General features: G+C 68.4%; 10 protein-coding genes. 4 read left to right on the forward strand and 6 right to left on the reverse strand.

All coding sequences use genetic code 11. The features are described 5' to 3' along the window. Positions 1 to 51: 51 nt before the first annotated feature. Positions 52 to 2919 carry a valine--tRNA ligase gene (locus tag OHZ10_RS07275; RefSeq protein WP_174994647.1) on the reverse strand — a complete coding sequence of 956 codons (2868 nt, stop codon included), beginning with the start codon at positions 2917 to 2919 and terminating at the stop codon, positions 52 to 54. Positions 2920 to 3143: 224 nt separating this feature from the next. On the opposite strand from OHZ10_RS07275, the gene OHZ10_RS07280 reads away from it, so the two are divergent. Together OHZ10_RS07280 and OHZ10_RS07285 are read left to right on the forward strand one after the other, a co-directional pair. Then, positions 3144 to 5507 carry a UvrD-helicase domain-containing protein gene (locus OHZ10_RS07280; protein WP_174994646.1) on the forward strand — a complete coding sequence of 788 codons (2364 nt, stop codon included), beginning with the start codon at positions 3144 to 3146 and terminating at the stop codon, positions 5505 to 5507. Further along, a complete protein-coding gene (locus OHZ10_RS07285) occupies positions 5504 to 6301 on the forward strand; it encodes a 5'-methylthioadenosine/adenosylhomocysteine nucleosidase (protein WP_342704138.1) in 798 nt (265 codons plus the stop codon). Before OHZ10_RS07280 ends, OHZ10_RS07285 begins: the two co-directional genes overlap by 4 nt. 66 nt (positions 6302 to 6367) lie before the next feature. On the opposite strand, the gene OHZ10_RS07290 is transcribed toward OHZ10_RS07285, so the two are convergent. Beyond that, positions 6368 to 7606: an MFS transporter gene (locus OHZ10_RS07290; RefSeq protein ID WP_059234761.1), complete on the reverse strand. Its 1239-nt coding sequence runs from the start codon at positions 7604 to 7606 to the stop codon at positions 6368 to 6370. Positions 7607 to 8008: 402 nt separating this feature from the next. On the opposite strand from OHZ10_RS07290, the gene OHZ10_RS07295 reads away from it, so the two are divergent. Continuing rightward, a complete protein-coding gene (locus OHZ10_RS07295; protein WP_340624050.1) occupies positions 8009 to 9682 on the forward strand; it encodes a methyl-accepting chemotaxis protein in 1674 nt (557 codons plus the stop codon). A 225-nt stretch (positions 9683 to 9907) separates the two neighbouring features. Then, positions 9908 to 10900, forward strand: a complete 993-nt coding sequence (locus tag OHZ10_RS07300) for an EpsG family protein (RefSeq protein WP_342704140.1) — start codon at positions 9908 to 9910, stop codon at positions 10898 to 10900. Positions 10901 to 10936: 36 nt separating this feature from the next. Here the strand turns inward: OHZ10_RS07300 and OHZ10_RS07305 are convergent, their stop codons facing one another. The 4 genes from OHZ10_RS07305 to OHZ10_RS07320 are packed head-to-tail and all read right to left on the reverse strand — an operon-like array spanning position 10937 to position 15818. Further along, positions 10937 to 11812: an efflux RND transporter periplasmic adaptor subunit gene (locus OHZ10_RS07305; protein WP_014897260.1), complete on the reverse strand. Its 876-nt coding sequence runs from the start codon at positions 11810 to 11812 to the stop codon at positions 10937 to 10939. Between the two features lie 12 nt (positions 11813 to 11824). After that, positions 11825 to 12028 (reverse strand): DUF1656 domain-containing protein, encoded by a 204-nt coding sequence (locus OHZ10_RS07310; protein WP_011351756.1) that lies wholly within the window; start codon positions 12026 to 12028, stop codon positions 11825 to 11827. After that, positions 12025 to 14229 (reverse strand): FUSC family protein, encoded by a 2205-nt coding sequence (locus OHZ10_RS07315; RefSeq protein WP_342704141.1) that lies wholly within the window; start codon positions 14227 to 14229, stop codon positions 12025 to 12027. The genes OHZ10_RS07310 and OHZ10_RS07315 overlap by 4 nt, the downstream gene beginning before the upstream one ends. Positions 14230 to 14243: 14 nt before the next feature. Next, positions 14244 to 15818, reverse strand: coding sequence for an efflux transporter outer membrane subunit (locus tag OHZ10_RS07320; RefSeq protein WP_342704143.1), 1575 nt, complete (start codon positions 15816 to 15818; stop codon positions 14244 to 14246). Positions 15819 to 15853: the final 35 nt, after the last annotated feature.

Genomic DNA, 15853 nt, shown 5'->3' on the forward strand with positions numbered 1-15853 from the left:
GGTCTATGTTCACGTTCGCATTATAGTGAACGCAAACGACCTTACCCTTTGTTACGCAGGCAACCGATCGAGCTGCGCACGCAGTTTTTCGAGCGTGCTCTGGAATTCCGCGACGCGTTTCTGCTCCTGTTCGACCACGGCCGGCGGCGCTTTCGCGACGAACGCCTCGTTGCCGAGCTTCGCGTTGCACTTCGCGATCTCGCCGGTCAGGCGCGCGATTTCCTTCGACAGGCGCTCGCGTTCGGCCGCGACGTCGATTTCCACCTTCAGCACCAGCTTGTTCGGGCCGACGATCGCGATCGGCGCACCGTGCGCTTCCTTGTCGAGCGTCGCTTCGTCCGCGAGGATCTGCACTTCCGACAGGCGCGCGAGCGCCTGGACGTACGGCGCGAACGAGCGCAGGCGCTCGGCATCGCCGGCGGCGAGCAGCGGCACCTTGGTCGCCGGCGACAGGTTCATTTCGCCGCGCAGGTTGCGGCATGCGTCGACGATCGCCTTCAGGTCGGCTGCCCACTGTTCGGACGCCTCGTCGAGCTTCTGCAGGTTCGCGACCGGATACGGCTGCGTCATCAGCGACGCTTCGCCGTCGGTCTTGCCCTGCGGATAGCGGCCGGCGAGCGGCGCGACCTTCTGCCAGAGCGCTTCGGTGATGAACGGGATGATCGGGTGGGCGAGGCGCAGCACCGTTTCCAGCACGCGCAGCAGCGTGCGGCGCGTCGCGCGCTGCTGTTCCGGCGTGCCGTTCTGGATCTGCACCTTCGCGAGTTCGAGGTACCAGTCGCAGTACTCGTCCCACACGAACTTGTAGATGCTGGTCGCGATGTTGTCGAAGCGGTAATCGGCGAAGCCCTTCGCGATGTCGGCTTCGGTGCGCTGCAGCAGCGACACGATCCAGCGGTCGGCCGCCGAGAAATCGAGGTAGCCGCCGGGGCCGCAGTCGCCCGCGCCGCACACTTCCGGCTTGTCGGTGCCGCAGTCGTGGCCTTCGCAGTTCATCAGCACGAAGCGCGTCGCGTTCCACAGCTTGTTGCAGAAGTTGCGATAGCCTTCGCAGCGCGCGAGGTCGAAGTTCACGTTGCGGCCGAGCGTCGCCATCGACGCCATCGTGAAGCGCAGTGCGTCGGCGCCGAACGCGGGAATGCCGTCCGGGAACTCCTTGCGCGTCTTCTTCTCGATCGTCGCGGCCTGCTTCGGGTTCATCAGGCCGGTGGTGCGTTTCGCGACCAGCGTCTCGAGGTCGACGCCGTCGACGATGTCGATCGGATCGAGCGTGTTGCCCTTGCTCTTCGACATCTTCTGGCCTTCGGCATCGCGCACGAGGCCATGCATGTACACGGTGTGGAACGGCACCTTGCCCGTGAAGTGCGTGGTCATCATCACCATCCGGGCGACCCAGAAGAAGATGATGTCGAAGCCCGTGACGAGCACCGACGACGGCAGGAAGTGCTGCAGCTCAGGCGTTTCGTTCGGCCAGCCGAGCGACGAGAACGGCACGAGCGCCGACGAGAACCACGTGTCGAGCACGTCTTCGTCGCGCTTCAGCGCACCCGTGTAGCCTTGCGCGGCGGCCTTCGCGCGCGCGTCTTCCTCGCTGCGCGCGACGAATACCTCGCCGTTCTCGCCGTACCATGCGGGGATCTGGTGGCCCCACCACAGCTGGCGCGAGATGCACCAGTCCTGGATGTTCTCGAGCCACTGGTAGTAGGTCGTCGTCCAGTTTTCCGGCACGAACTTGATCTGGCCGTCGCGCACGACGTCGAGCGATACCTCGGTGATCGACTTGCCCGGATGGAACGTGCCTTCCGGTGCCGGCTTCGTCATCGCGACGAACCACTGGTCCGTCAGGAGCGGCTCGATCACGACGCCCGTGCGGTCGCCGCGCGGCACCATCAGCTTGTGCGGCTTCACCGAGTCGAGGAAGCCCTGCGCGTCGAGGTCGGCGACGATCGCCTTGCGCGCGTCGAAGCGGTCGAGGCCGCGATACTGCTCGGGGCCGTTGTCGTTGATCTTCGCGTCGAGCGTCAGGATCTCGATCGGCGCGAGCGAGTGGCGCAGGCCGACCTGGTAGTCGTTGAAGTCGTGTGCGGGCGTGACCTTCACGACGCCCGTGCCGAACTCGCGGTCGACGTAGTCGTCGGCGATCACGGGGATCTCGCGGCCCGTCAGCGGCAGCGTGACGAGCTTGCCGATCAGGTGCGCATAGCGCTCGTCTTCCGGGTGGACCATCAGCGCGACGTCGCCGAGCATCGTTTCGGGGCGCGTGGTGGCCACCGTCAGCGAGCCCGAACCGTCGACGAGCGGGTAGCGGATGTGCCACAGGTGGCCGTTTTCCTCTTCGCTGACGACTTCGAGATCCGACACCGCGGTGAGCAGCACCGGATCCCAGTTGACGAGGCGCTTGCCGCGGTAGATCAGGCCCTGTTCATGGAGGGTGACGAACACGTCGCGCACGGCGGCCGACATCTTGTCGTCCATCGTGAAGTATTCGCGCGACCAGTCGGTCGACGCGCCGAGGCGGCGCACCTGGCCCGTGATCGTCGAACCGGATTTCTCCTTCCATTCCCACACGCGCTCGACGAACGGCGCGCGGCCGAGGTCGTGGCGCGACACGCCCTGCGCGTCGAGCTGGCGCTCGACGACGATCTGCGTGGCGATCCCCGCGTGGTCGGTGCCGGGCACCCACAGCGTGTTTTCGCCGAGCATCCGGTGGTAGCGGGCGAGGCCGTCCATGATCGTCTGGTTGAACGCGTGGCCCATGTGCAGCGTGCCCGTCACGTTCGGCGGCGGCAACTGGATCGCGAAATCGGGGCGGGACGGATCGAATGCCGGGGCGGCATAGCCGCGTTTTTCCCACTCCGGCCCCCATTGGGACTCGATGGTGTGGGGCTCGAAGCTCTTCGCAAGCGTGTTGTCGCTCATGTTGGAAATCTGCCGAAAAATGCGTGAATTGGATGCCGAATCTGACAATTATAAATGGATGCCCATCGGCCAGCCATCGCCTTGCCGCCACGGGCCTGTCGCGACGGGGCCGCAACCTGCCGGCAACGCGTCCGCAACGCGCGGTCGAACGGATCGGGAACGGCATCGCGCGGCCGACTTATAATGTCGGGTCCGCATTTTTCTCGCCCGTCCGCTGCCGCTCCATGCCCGATCTGCTCGCCAATCTGAACCCCGAACAATTCGCCGCCGTCACGTTGCCGAACGAACCGGCGCTGATCCTTGCAGGGGCGGGCAGCGGCAAGACCCGCGTGCTGATCACGCGCATCGCGTGGCTGATCCAGCAGGGCTATGCGTCGCCGCCCACCGTGCTTGCCGTCACCTTCACGAACAAGGCCGCGCGCGAGATGATGGCGCGCCTGTCGGCGATGATGCCGATCGATACGCGCGGGATGTGGATCGGCACGTTCCACGGCCTGTGCAACCGGATGCTGCGTACGCACTGGCGCGACGCCGGCCTGCCGCAGACGTTCCAGATCCTCGACACGGCCGACCAGCTGTCCGCGATCAAGCGGCTGATGAAGGCCGCGAACGTCGACGACGAAAAGTATCCGCCGAAGAACGTCCAGTACTTCATCAACAACGCGAAGGAGCAGGGGCTGCGCCCGGACAAGGTCGACGCGACCGACAACTTCAACCGCAAGTTCGTCGAGCTGTACCAGGCGTACGACCAGCAGTGCCAGCGCGAGGGTGTCGTCGATTTCCCCGAGCTGCTGCTGCGCTGCTACGAGCTGCTCGCGTACAACGCGCCGCTGCGCGCGCACTACCAGGCGCGCTTCCGGCACATCCTCGTCGACGAGTTCCAGGACACCAACAAGCTGCAGTACGCGTGGCTCAAGATGCTGGCGGGCGGCGAGAACGCGATCTTCGCGGTCGGCGACGACGACCAGTCGATCTACGCGTTCCGCGGCGCGAACGTCGGCAACATGCGTGATTTCGAAGACGAATTCCGTGTGCGCAACCTGATCAAGCTCGAGCAGAACTACCGGTCGCACGGCAACATCCTCGACGCGGCGAACCAGCTGATCTCGAACAACGCGCACCGCCTCGGCAAGAACCTGCGCACCGACGCCGGCCACGGCGAGCCCGTGCGCGTGTACGAAGCCAGCACCGATTCGCAGGAAGCCGGCTGGATCGTCGAGGAGATCCGTTCGCTGATCAACACCGGGATGGCGCGCAGCGAAGTGGCCGTCCTGTACCGCAGCAACGCGCAGTCGCGCTCGATCGAGCACACGCTGATGTCGTCGGGCATCCCGTACCGCGTGTACGGCGGCCTGCGCTTCTTCGAGCGGCAGGAAGTGAAGCACGCGCTCGCGTACCTGCGCCTGATCGACAACCCGAACGACGACACGGCGTTCGTGCGGGTCGTGAACTTCCCGACCCGCGGGATCGGCGCGCGCTCGATCGAGCAGCTCGCCGACGCCGCGCGCCTGTACGGCTGCTCGATGGCCGCCGCGATTCCGTACGTGACCGGCAAGGCCGGCACGAGCCTCGGCGGGTTCGCGAACCTGGTCGCGAAGATGCGCGCCGACACGCAGCACATGAACCTGCCCGACACCGTCGAGCACATCGTGCGCGCCAGCGGTCTCGCCGATTTCTACCAGGGCGAGCGCGAAGGCCAGGACCGCCTCGAGAACCTGCAGGAACTCGTGAACGCGGCCACGGCGTTCATCGCCGAGGAAGGCTACGGGCTCGATACGCCGGCCCGCTCGATCCCGCTGCGCGCAGGCGCGATCGCCGCGCCCGAGCTCGGTACGGCGACGGACGATCCGGCGGTGGACGTGCTCGATCCGGCGTCGCCCGCCGACCCTGCGCAGAACCCCGACACGATGACGCCGCTTGCCGGCTTCCTGTCGCATGCGTCGCTGGAGGCCGGCGACAACCAGGCGCAGGCCGGCCAGGACGCCGTGCAGCTGATGACGGTCCACGCGGCGAAAGGGCTCGAGTTTTCGGCCGTGTTCATCACGGGTCTCGAGGAAGGGCTGTTCCCGCACGAGAACAGCGTGCTCGAATCCGATGGCCTCGAAGAAGAGCGCCGGCTGATGTACGTCGCGATCACGCGCGCGAAGGAGCGGCTCTACCTGTCGTTCGCGCAGAGCCGGATGCTGCACGGCCAGACGCGCTACAACGTGCGCTCGCGCTTCTTCGACGAACTGCCGGAGCACGTGCTGAAGTGGCTGACGCCGAAGGTCGAGGCCGGGTCGCGCTGGGGCGGGCGTTCGGACAACGCCGGGTACGGGCGCGACTGGTTCGCGCGGCCGGGCGGCGGCAGCCGCGAGCAGATCGTCGACGCGGCCGTGTCGGCGCCGCTGCCCGCGTTCGCGGACAAGCAGCGCGCGGCCGGCGCCGGCTTCCGGGTCGGCCAGCAAGTGTTCCATACCAAGTTCGGCGAAGGCACGGTCACCGCGCTCGAAGGCAGCGGCACCGATGCGAAGGCGCAGGTGAAGTTCAAGCGGCACGGCGAGAAATGGCTCGCGCTCGCGGTCGCGAAACTGCAGGCGGTGGAATGATGGGCATCGACGGGGTTTCTGCGCCTTCGGGCCGCCCGCTCGGCATTCTGGCCGCGCTGCCCGAGGAACTCGGCGACCTGATCGCCGCGATGCGCGCCGACGGCGCGATGAAGACGGTCACGCTCGGCCGCCGCGATTATCACGTCGGCACCGTGCACGGCGCGGCCTGCGTCGTCACGCTGGCGCGGGTCGGCAAGGTCGCGGCCGCCGCGACGGTCAGCGCGCTGATCCACGTGTTCGGCGTGTCGGGCGTCGTGTTTACCGGCGTCGCGGGCGGCGTGTCGCGCACGGTGCGGGTCGGCGACGTCGTCGTGGCCGATATGCTGCTGCAGCACGATCTCGACGCATCGCCGCTCTTTCCGCGCTACGAGGTGCCGCTGCTCGGCATCACGCGCTTCGCGACCGACGCGGTGCTGACGGCGCGGCTGCGGGCTGCGTGCACGCTGTTCGTCGAGGAAGAGGGCGCGCAGTTCGCCGAGCGTTTCGGGCTCGCCGGCGCCGCGCTGCACGCGGGGCTCATCATCAGCGGCGACCGCTTCGTGTCGAGCGAGCGCGAGGTCGTCGCGCTGCGCGACGCGCTGCCGGACGCGCTTGCGGTCGAAATGGAAGGCGCCGCGATTGCACAGGTGTGCGCGGAGCACGACGTGCCGTTCGCGATCGTGCGCACGATCTCCGATACGGCCGACGACCACGCGACGCAATCGTTCTCGCACTTCCTGTCGGCGATCGCGAGCAGCTATTCGTCCGGCATCCTCAAGCGTTTCCTGACGCTGCATGCGACGACGGCGGCCTGAAGCCGCCGTCGTACGCTCCCTTCCAGCCTGTCGGCCGGCCGCGGCGCGCACGCCGCGGCCGGTTCGTCACGCCTTCTTGCGCCGGCTGCTTTCGAGGTTCGGCAGGAACACCGTCAGCACGCCGATCAGCGGCAGGAACGAACACACCTTGTAGACGAACGTGATGCTCGTCGCGTCGGCGAGCTGGCCGAGCACGGCCGCGCCGACTCCGCCGAGCCCGAACGCGAAGCCGAAGAACAGGCCCGCGACCATCCCGACCTTGCCGGGCATCAGTTCCGTCGCGTAGACGAGGATCGCGGCGAACGCCGACGCCAGCACGATGCCGATGATCACGGTCAGCACGCTCGTCCAGAACAGGTTCGCGTACGGCAGCAGCAGCGTGAACGGCGCGACGCCGAGGATCGACACCCAGATCACATACTTGCGGCCGATCCGGTCGCCGACGGGCCCGCCGATCAGCGTACCGGCCGCCACGGCCGCGAGGAACACGAACAGGTGGATCTGCGCGGCCTGCACCGACAGGTGGAACTTGTCGATCAGGTAGAACGTGAAATAGCTGTTGATGCTCGCGAGGTAGAAGTACTTCGAGAACACGAGCAGCACCAGCACGCCGATCGCGGCCATCACGCGGCCGCGCGACAGCGTCGGATGGCCGGCCGCCACGGCTTTTTTCTTCATCGACGGATGCTTCTTGTACCAGTGGCCGATCTGCGTGAGTACGATCATCGCGACGAGCGCGGCTGCCGAGAACCACGCGATGCTGTGCTGGCCGTGCGGGATGATCACGAGCGCGGCGAGCAGCGGCCCGAGCGCGGAGCCCGCGTTGCCGCCGACCTGGAACACCGACTGCGCGAGCCCGTGCTGGCCGCCCGACGCCATCCGCGCGACGCGCGACGATTCGGGATGGAACACCGACGACCCGCAGCCGACGAGCGCCGCGGCGACCAGCAGCATCGGGAAATTCGACGCGACCGACATCAGCAGCAGCCCCGCGAGCGTGAAGCCCATGCCGACCGGCAGCGAATACGGCTTCGGACGCTTGTCGGTATAGAGGCCGATGAGCGGCTGCAGCAGCGACGCGGTGATCTGGTAAGTGAGCGTGATCAGGCCGATCTGCGCGAACGACAGCGCGAACTGGCTCTTGAGCATCGGGTAGATCGCGAGGATCAACGACTGGATCATGTCGTTGAGCATGTGCGAGAAGCTGATCGCGCCGAGCACCGGATACACGGTGCGAGTGGCGGGGGGCGCGGACGGCTGCGCGGCGGCTGCGCCGGCGGATCCGGTGTCGAGACTGGTTTCCATGTGAGCTGAACGAGTTGAGGTGGCGGGCGCGCTCTGCTGGGGGCGGCGCGTGTTGATTCGTTGCTGCGTCAAAGAAGTGTAATGTGGCGTATCAAGAATGTCAGGCCAAGTTTTATCGCGAATCGGACATTCATGTGACGGATCGTCCGGTGCCTGTTTTTTTGGACGGGTATAACGCTGGCGGCGCGTCCGCCCGCCGGCGGGCCGCGCCGGAGCCCGGTGGGTGTTTTACCGGACTCAAGAAACGGCGGTGGCGGCCGTAGAACGACCCAATGACAACAGGTGCGCCGCGTCCGGCCCCGGCTACCCGCCGGGAGGGCGCAGGATGCGCGGCATGGCCAGCCATCGCGGGAATGCCGGGACCGACCTTTCCGGCAGCGTGATCCATACGGGGATAGATCGATGAAAGCAGCATCTTTGCATCCACGGCCGGGTGCGGCCGCCGCCGCACCCGACGTTGCCGCCGGTCGCGCCACACGGCGCACGCGTGCGGCGCGGCGCGAGCGCCGGCCGTGGACCGTCAAGGCGACGTTGCGCGCCGCATTCGCGATCCTGCTGGCCGGCACGCTCGCGATCGGCGTGTTTTCGCTGTGGCAGATCAGCCGGCTGAACGCGTCGATCGCGTCGGTCTACGAGCAGGGCCACGTCGCGAGCCGTGCGGCGCAGGAGGTCCGGGCCGAGGTGCTGCGGGCGAGCCGCGCGCAGAAGATGCTGCTGACCGCGACCACCGCCAAGGAGCGCGACGAACTCGGCGCCGAGGTCGGCGCGGGGCTCGCGTCGATCGGCCAGGCGCTCGGCACGCTGCAGCGTTACGCGGATCCGGCCGACGCCGGCGATTCGGCGCGGCTGCGCGCATTCTCGACGGCCGTCGGCGCGTGGAGCGCGCATCTGCGCGATTTCGTCACGCTCGTGCGCGCGCAACCGCTCGACCTGTCGCAGATGAACTGGCAGGTCGGCACGCAGGACGTGTCGCTGCTGGTCGAAACCGGCAAGCTCGAGAAACTCGTCGCCGAACTCGTGAAGACGCGCGGCGAAAAATCGAAGGCGACGCTCGATGCGTCCGCCACGATCTTCTCGTCGTCGTTCGCGATGATCGCGGCGATGACGGCCGCGCTGATCGTGCTGGCAATCGTGATCGCCGAGCGCGTCGTGCGGCGTCTCGCGTCGCAACTCGGCGGCGAGCCCGCTCATGCGAAGGCGATCGCGGCGGACATCGCGCGCGGCGACCTGACGCGGCAAATCACGCTCGGCCGGCACGACCGCGACAGCATGGTGCGTGCGCTGGCCGAGATGCAGACGGGGCTCGCGGCGACCGTCGGCGAGATCGCCGTCAGCGCCGAGGCCATCGCGGCTGCGTCCGGCGAGATCTCGACCGGCAACCTCGACCTGTCGCGGCGCACCGAGCAGCAGGCCGTCGCGCTCGAACGCACCGCGGCCAGCATGGAGCAACTCACGTCGACCGTGCGGCAGAACGCCGAGAACGCGCGCCAGGCGAGCGCGCTCGCGGCCAGTGCGTCGGAAGTCGCGGAGACGGGCGGGGAAGTGGTCGGGCGCGTGGTCGCGACGATGAGCGAGATCGACGACAGCGCGAAGAACATTCGCGACATCATCGGCACGATCGAGGGGATCGCGTTCCAGACCAACATCCTCGCGTTGAACGCGGCGGTCGAGGCGGCGCGCGCCGGCGAACAGGGGCGCGGCTTCTCGGTGGTCGCGGGCGAGGTGCGCCTGCTCGCGCAGCGCGCGGCAACGGCGGCGAAGGAAATCCGCGCGCTGATCGGCGCGTCGGTCGAGCGCGTCGCGAACGGCGCGGCGCTCGCGCACGACGCGGGCCGCACGATGGGCGACGTCGTCCGTGCGGTCAAGCGCGTGACCGACATCATCGGCGAGATTTCGGCGGCGTCGGACGAGCAGAGCGCCGGGATCGACGAGATCGGCCGCGCGGTCACGCAGATGGATGCCGGCACGCAGCAGAATGCGGCGCTCGTCGAACAGGCGGCCGCTGCCGCGAATGCCCTGGACGAACAGGCGCAGGCGCTGAAGTCGCTGGTCGGGCGTTTCCGCATCGCGGCCTGAGCGCCGCACGGTCGCGGGCCGGCCGCCCGCGACGCGCGCACGTCACCGGCTGCCGGCAGATCGATGACGAAACCGGCAGCCGCCCGCCGCGCAATCCCCTACAATGCGCTTCCACACAGCTGGGGGCCAGAACCCGCGGTGCGTGCGCATCCACACAGGTGCGGCACGCCGAGCGGGTCATCCATAACAATGACATCGACGATTTACCTGAGCGGATACCTGTGCATGCTCGTTTCCGCCGCGATCGGCATGCGTGCGCGCATCGCCGCGTGGCGGTGGCTCGCGGCGGGCATCGCACCGGCCGCCACGTTCGCCGTGCTGCGCGGCCGGACGGGCACCGACACGGCGATTTACCAGAACATCGTGGCCGGCATCTGGGGCGGCAACCTGAAGGTCGTGCCGCGCACGCTCGAGCCCGGCTTCGTGTGGCTCGTGCGTGCGCTCGAATGGGCAGGGCATGATCCGCGCATCGCGATCGCGATCCTGTCGCTGCTGATCGTCATCGCATGTGTCGTCGCGTTCGGGCGGACCGCCGAGGATGCTTGCGTATTCGCCACGCTGATCTTTCCGTTGTTCTTCTACGACATGGCGATGAGCGGGCTGCGCTACGGCCTCGCGTTCTGTGCGGCGAAGGGTGCGTCGGACATCTGGGCGCGCAGGCGGCACGGCGCGTCGATTGCGCTGGCGGCCGTGGCGGCCAGCCTGCATGTGTCGGCGGTGCTGCTCGTCGTGCTGCTGCAGGTCCGGCGGCTGCGCGTGCTGCGCTACGCGGGGCTGGCGGCTGCGGTCGGCGGCGTGCTGTTCGCCATGCACCACGACGCGCTGCTCGCGAAGGTCGGCCTCTATTCAGCCTTCACGCCGCCCGCGCAGATGTCGGGCAGCGCGCCGCTTGTGCTGGCGCTGCTGACGTTCGCGGCCGGCTGGGCGCTGCTTGCGCGCCTGCCGCGCACGCTCGCGTTCCTGTTCGTCTGCGAGCTCGCGAGCTTCGCACTCGCACGGGTCAGCTATGCGGGGTTGCGGTTCCAGTGGCTCGTGCTGTTCGCGATGGGCTGCCAGTGCGTGCCGCTGCTGCGCGTGCCGGGGGTGCGGCGCGCGCACGTGATCGTCGCGCTCGTCACGATCGGCGCCATCGGCTTCGCGATGCGGTTGCGCAACATGCTCGGCGAATACGGGCTCGGCCCGTCGCCGTTCCTGCCTTACCGGTTTTTCTGGGAATAAGGCAGCCGGGCGGCGTGCCGCCCGGCCGTCATGCGCTTACGACTTCTTCTGCTTGTCGGGATCGATGATGACCGTGCAGGTCGTACCCGCCGACAGCACCACGTCGGCCGGCACTTCGTCGATCCTGATGCGCACCGGCACGCGCTGCGCGAGGCGCACCCAGTTGAAGGTCGGGTTCACGTCCGCGACGAGGTCGCGGCTTTGCGGGTTGTCGCGATCGTAGATGCCGCGCGAGATGCTCTCGACGTGGCCCTTCATCACGCCGCCGCTCATCAGCCGCATTTCGGCCGGTGCGCCGATCTTCACGCGCGGCAGCTTGGTTTCCTCGAAATAGCCGTAGACCCAGAACGAGTGGCTGTCGACGATCGCGAGCTTCGCCTGGCCGGCCACCGCATAGTTGCCCTTGAACGTCTGCAGGTTCGTGATGTAGCCGTCGACCGGCGCGACGACGCGCGTACGCTCGAGGTTGAGCTTCGCGGCGTCGAGCGCGGCGATCGCCTGCTGGTACTGCGCATCGGCGCTCGACGCACTGTGCGCGGCGTTCTCGCGGTTTTCCTTCGACACGACGAGCGCATCGAGGTCCGCGCGGCGGGCCGCGTCGTCGCGGCGCATCTGCAGTTCCGCACGGCGGGCGGCCACGGCCGCCTGTGCCTGTTCGACCGCGATCTGGTAGTGCGACGGGTCGATCTGCATGATCAGGTCGCCTTTCTTCACGAGCTGGTTGTCATGCACCGGCAGCTCGACGATCGCGCCCGACACGTCCGGCGCGACGTTGACGATCTCGGCGCGCACGCGCCCGTCGCGCGTCCACGGATCGTCCATGTAGTGCACCCACAGCGAGCGCCCGATCAGGATCGCGACGAGAAGGATGACGGCGGTCGCGACGAAGCCGAAGAGTTTTCTGAGAATCATGATGGTTCGGAATCAACGGTAGACGGCGAGACTCAGTCCGCCGCAAATACAGACGAGAAGGCAGGCCCGGAACAGCGACGGGTGCCAGACGAGACGGTAGAGGCCCGTGTAGGCGAGCAGGCGGTCGACGGCCCAGGTCGCGAGCGCGCCCAGGACGAACATCAGGACCACCGTGGGCATGTAGGCATCGAGAATGGCGATTTCACGCGGCATCATGACGAGGCTCCTGGTTGGGGACGCACGGGGCGGTTGCGGTTGAGCGGCTCGAGCGGCGATTCCGGATCGAGCAGCGCGGTACGCACGAAATGCAGGTGGCTCAGGATGCGCTGCAGCCGGTGGCGCTCTTCGCGCGACGGCTCGAACGCGTCGAGCGTCTGCCGGGTCGCATCGATCGCCGCATTGGTCGCGGCGAGCGTCGCATCGAAACGCGCGGCGCTCGGCTTCGAGAACAGCGCAGACAGCGCGCTGCGCATCGACTCGATCGCGCGACGCCACGGCATCGCCGGCGCATAGCGCGAGTCGGGCGGCAGCGTCGCCAGCTCGTGGCGCAGGTCGATCGTCGCGTTGCCGGTTTCGAGCACCGCGAACATCCAGCGCAGCGCGTCGCGCTGCACGTCGGGCTGGTCGGCCGACAGCGTGTGCGCCTGGTACATCAGGTCGCGCGCGCCGCTTTCGAAGCGTGTGCGCAAGCCCGCGAGCCGCGCGTGGCCGGCCGCGACGGCCTGGTGGCGCAGGTCGGCGAACAGGCGCTTCTTGAGCCACGGCGCGGTCGGCGGGAACAGCACCGCGAACGCGATCGCCGACACCAGCATCGACAGCACGAGCGCGAGCGAATCGTTCATGAAGCTGGTCGGATCGTAGTGCGTGATGTTGTCCGGGCCGGCGAGGAAGCTGAAGAAGATCAGGTAGCCCATCCCGTAGCCGGCGAGCTTCGGCTTCAGCGTCATGTAGATGCCGATCGCGAGCAACGGTGCGAGCGCGACGCACAGCAGCGGGAAACCGTCGATGTGCGGATAGATGCCGAACGTCAGCAGGAAGCCCGTACAGACGGCGAGCGCGGTGCCCATGCCCATCTGCGCGGACATCGCGGTCGGACGCGGCGTCGACGACGCGAGCGCGCAGGTGGCCGCCGCCGTCAGCGTGAGCGTCACGCCGCTCGGCCACGCGGTCTCGATCCAGAACCACCCGAGCACGAGGATCACGGTCGCGGTGCGAATCGCCGCGATCACCATCGCCGTCACGTTGGTGCGCGGCTCGTAACGCTCGATCCAGCGTTCGCGCTCGTGCGTCGCGGTCGACAGCGACGCGTAGGTGGCCGCGTACTCGTGCAGGTCGGTGATGAAGCGGTACAGCAGTTCGGCGGCCGTATCGAAATCGAGCAACGGAAAGTCCGGCTGCGTTTCGAGCGCCGCGCGGGTCGCACGGATGCGGCGCGGCAGCGCATCGCGCCACGTGAGCAGTTGCTCGGCCGCGTGGCCCGCATCGGTCGACGAGCGCACCGGTTCGCCGGCGGGCGTCAGCAGCAGCGGGGCGATTTCGCGGAAGTACGGCTCGATCGCGTCGATCGCGGCCTGCGCGCCGGCCGCATGCAGCCGGTTCATCAGCTGGTGCAGCGCATGGAAGCGACTCGATGCGCTCATGAATTCGCTGTTCAGCCGCGCGAGGCGGCCGCTGCGCATCCGCGTGTCCGGATCCTCGAACACGGCCATGCTGCGCGCGGCCTCGAACCCGACCACGTCCGCCACGAAGCGCGTGTGGATGGTTTCGATATGCGCGCGGTCGAGCGAGCCCGACAGCGCCGATGCGACGTAGTCGACGAAGCTGCCGAAGCGCTTGCGTACCGTCGTGCGCATCTGCTCGCCGGTGGTCTGCGGAAACACGAGTGAGCTGACCACGCCGGCCGACACGATCCCGACCATGATTTCGGCCACGCGCGTCATTGCGCTCATGAACGCGCCGTCCGGGTGCTGCGACGCGGGCAGCCCGATCAGCGCGGTCGTATAGCCGGCCAGCAGGAAGCCGTAGCTGCGGAAGTTGCGGTTGCGCGCGGCGCCGGCCGTGCACAGCGCGACCCACAGCGCGACCGCCAGCAGGAACAGTTGCGGCTGCTGCGGGAACAGTCCGACGAACGTGAGCGTCGCGATCAGCCCGAAGATCGTGCCGGCGACGCGGTAGAAGCTCTTCGCGAGCACCGCGCCGCTTTGCGGCTGCATCACGATGAATACCGTCGTCATCGCCGTTTTCGGCGCGGGCAGGTCGAGCCGCATCGATACGCCGGTCGCGATGAACGCGGCGAGCAGCGCCTTGAACAGGTAGAGCCACGCGGCGCCGTCGGTGCGGGCCCAGTCGCCGAATGCGGCATACCAGGCCGCGACCGGACCGCCGGCGGGCGTGGAAGCGGGGGAGGAGGCTGACATGGCGGCGCTCCGCGTTACCGTGCGGCCGTTGCGCCGGACGCACCGGCGGTCGCGACCTGCGCGGGCCGGGCGGCGGCCACGGGCTTCGTGCCCGACGCGGCAGCCGGCGCGGCGGCGCCGGCCGTCTCGTCCTTCGGTACGTCCGTGCCCGTCTCGACTCCGCCGCCGAGCGCGGCCATCAGCTGCGCATGCGCGGCGAGGCGTTCCGCATCGATGCGGGCGGCCGTCTCCTGCGCGCGCAGCAGCTGCTGTTGCGCGACCAGCACGTTCACGTAATCGGTCAGCCCGCGGCGGAAGCCTTCGCGCGACAGCTGGTAGCTGCGGTCGTTGGCGGCCACCGAGCGCGCGGCGTCCTTCTTCTGCGTATCGAGCGAGCGGATCCGCACGACCTGGTCGGCGATGTCCTTGAGCGCGCCGACGATCGTCTGGTTGTAGCGCTCGACCGCCTGGTCGTAGCCCGCGTTCGCCGCGCCGAGCTGCGCACGCAGCCGGCCGCCTTCGAAAATCGGCAGCGACAGCGCGGGGCCGGCCGTCCAGCCGCCGTTCATCGCGCGCAGGAAGTCGGTGAACGGCGCGGTCACGCCGAAGCCGCCGACCGTCGCGAGCAGGTCGATGTTCGGGTAGAACGACGCCTTCGCGACATCGATGCCGCGGGCCTGCGCGTCGACCGTCCAGCGCGCCGCGACGACGTCGGGGCGGCGGCCGAGCAGATCGGCCGGCATTGCCGACGGCAGCCCGGCCGGCGCATCGAGCGACAGTTGCGGCCGCTTGATCGCGTCGCCGGCGCCCGGGCCCTTGCCGGCCAGTGCGGCGAGCTGGTGGCGCGCGAGCTGGACCGCTTCCTCATAGCTGTCGATCTGGCGCTCGTAGTCGGGCAGCGTCGATTCCGCCTGGCTCACTTCGAGCTGCGTGCCGAGGCCGGCCTGCAGCCGCTTGCGCGCGAGATCGGCGAGCGAACGCTGGCGTTCGAACGTTTCATGCGCGAGGTCGAGCAGCGCGTAGTTCATCGACATGCCGACATACGCGCGCACGACGTTGACTTCGAGCTCGAGCTTCGCCGCTCGTGCATCGGCCGCGGTCGCATGCGCGGTGTCGAGCGCGCGTTCGGTCGCGTTCTTGTCCTTGCCCCACAGGTCGAGGTGATACGACAGGCCGAGCGTGCCGGTGTTGTTCCACGTGTCGGCGTTCGCGAGCGGGCCCGGGCCGTAGAACACGTTGTCGGGCCAGTGCTCGCGCGTCAGCGACAGGTTGCCGTTGATCTGCGGCAGTTCGGCCGAGCGGGCGACGCGCGCCATCGCCTGCGCTTCGCGCACGCGCGCCTCGGCCGCCGCGAGGGTCGGGTTGCCGGCCTGGGCGGCGGCGATCCACGTGTCGAGCTGCGGATCGCGATAGGCTCGCCACCAGTCCGCCGCGGGCCAGCCCGCGTCGCGGTCGGCCGCGCGGATCGCGGCGCCGGCGTCGAGCGCGTTCGCCTCGATGCGGGCCGATTGCGGCTTGTTGTTGTCGCCCATGCTCGCGCAGCCGGCCATTATTAATGAGACTGCAAGAACCGCCAGTGCGAGCGTCCCTTTTGTCGCCGGAGACTGCACGATTTTCTCCCTTTCGGATATAGATGAGTCGGATG

This window comes from Burkholderia arboris, assembly GCF_038723655.1.
Classification (GTDB): Bacteria; Pseudomonadota; Gammaproteobacteria; order Burkholderiales; family Burkholderiaceae; genus Burkholderia; species Burkholderia arboris.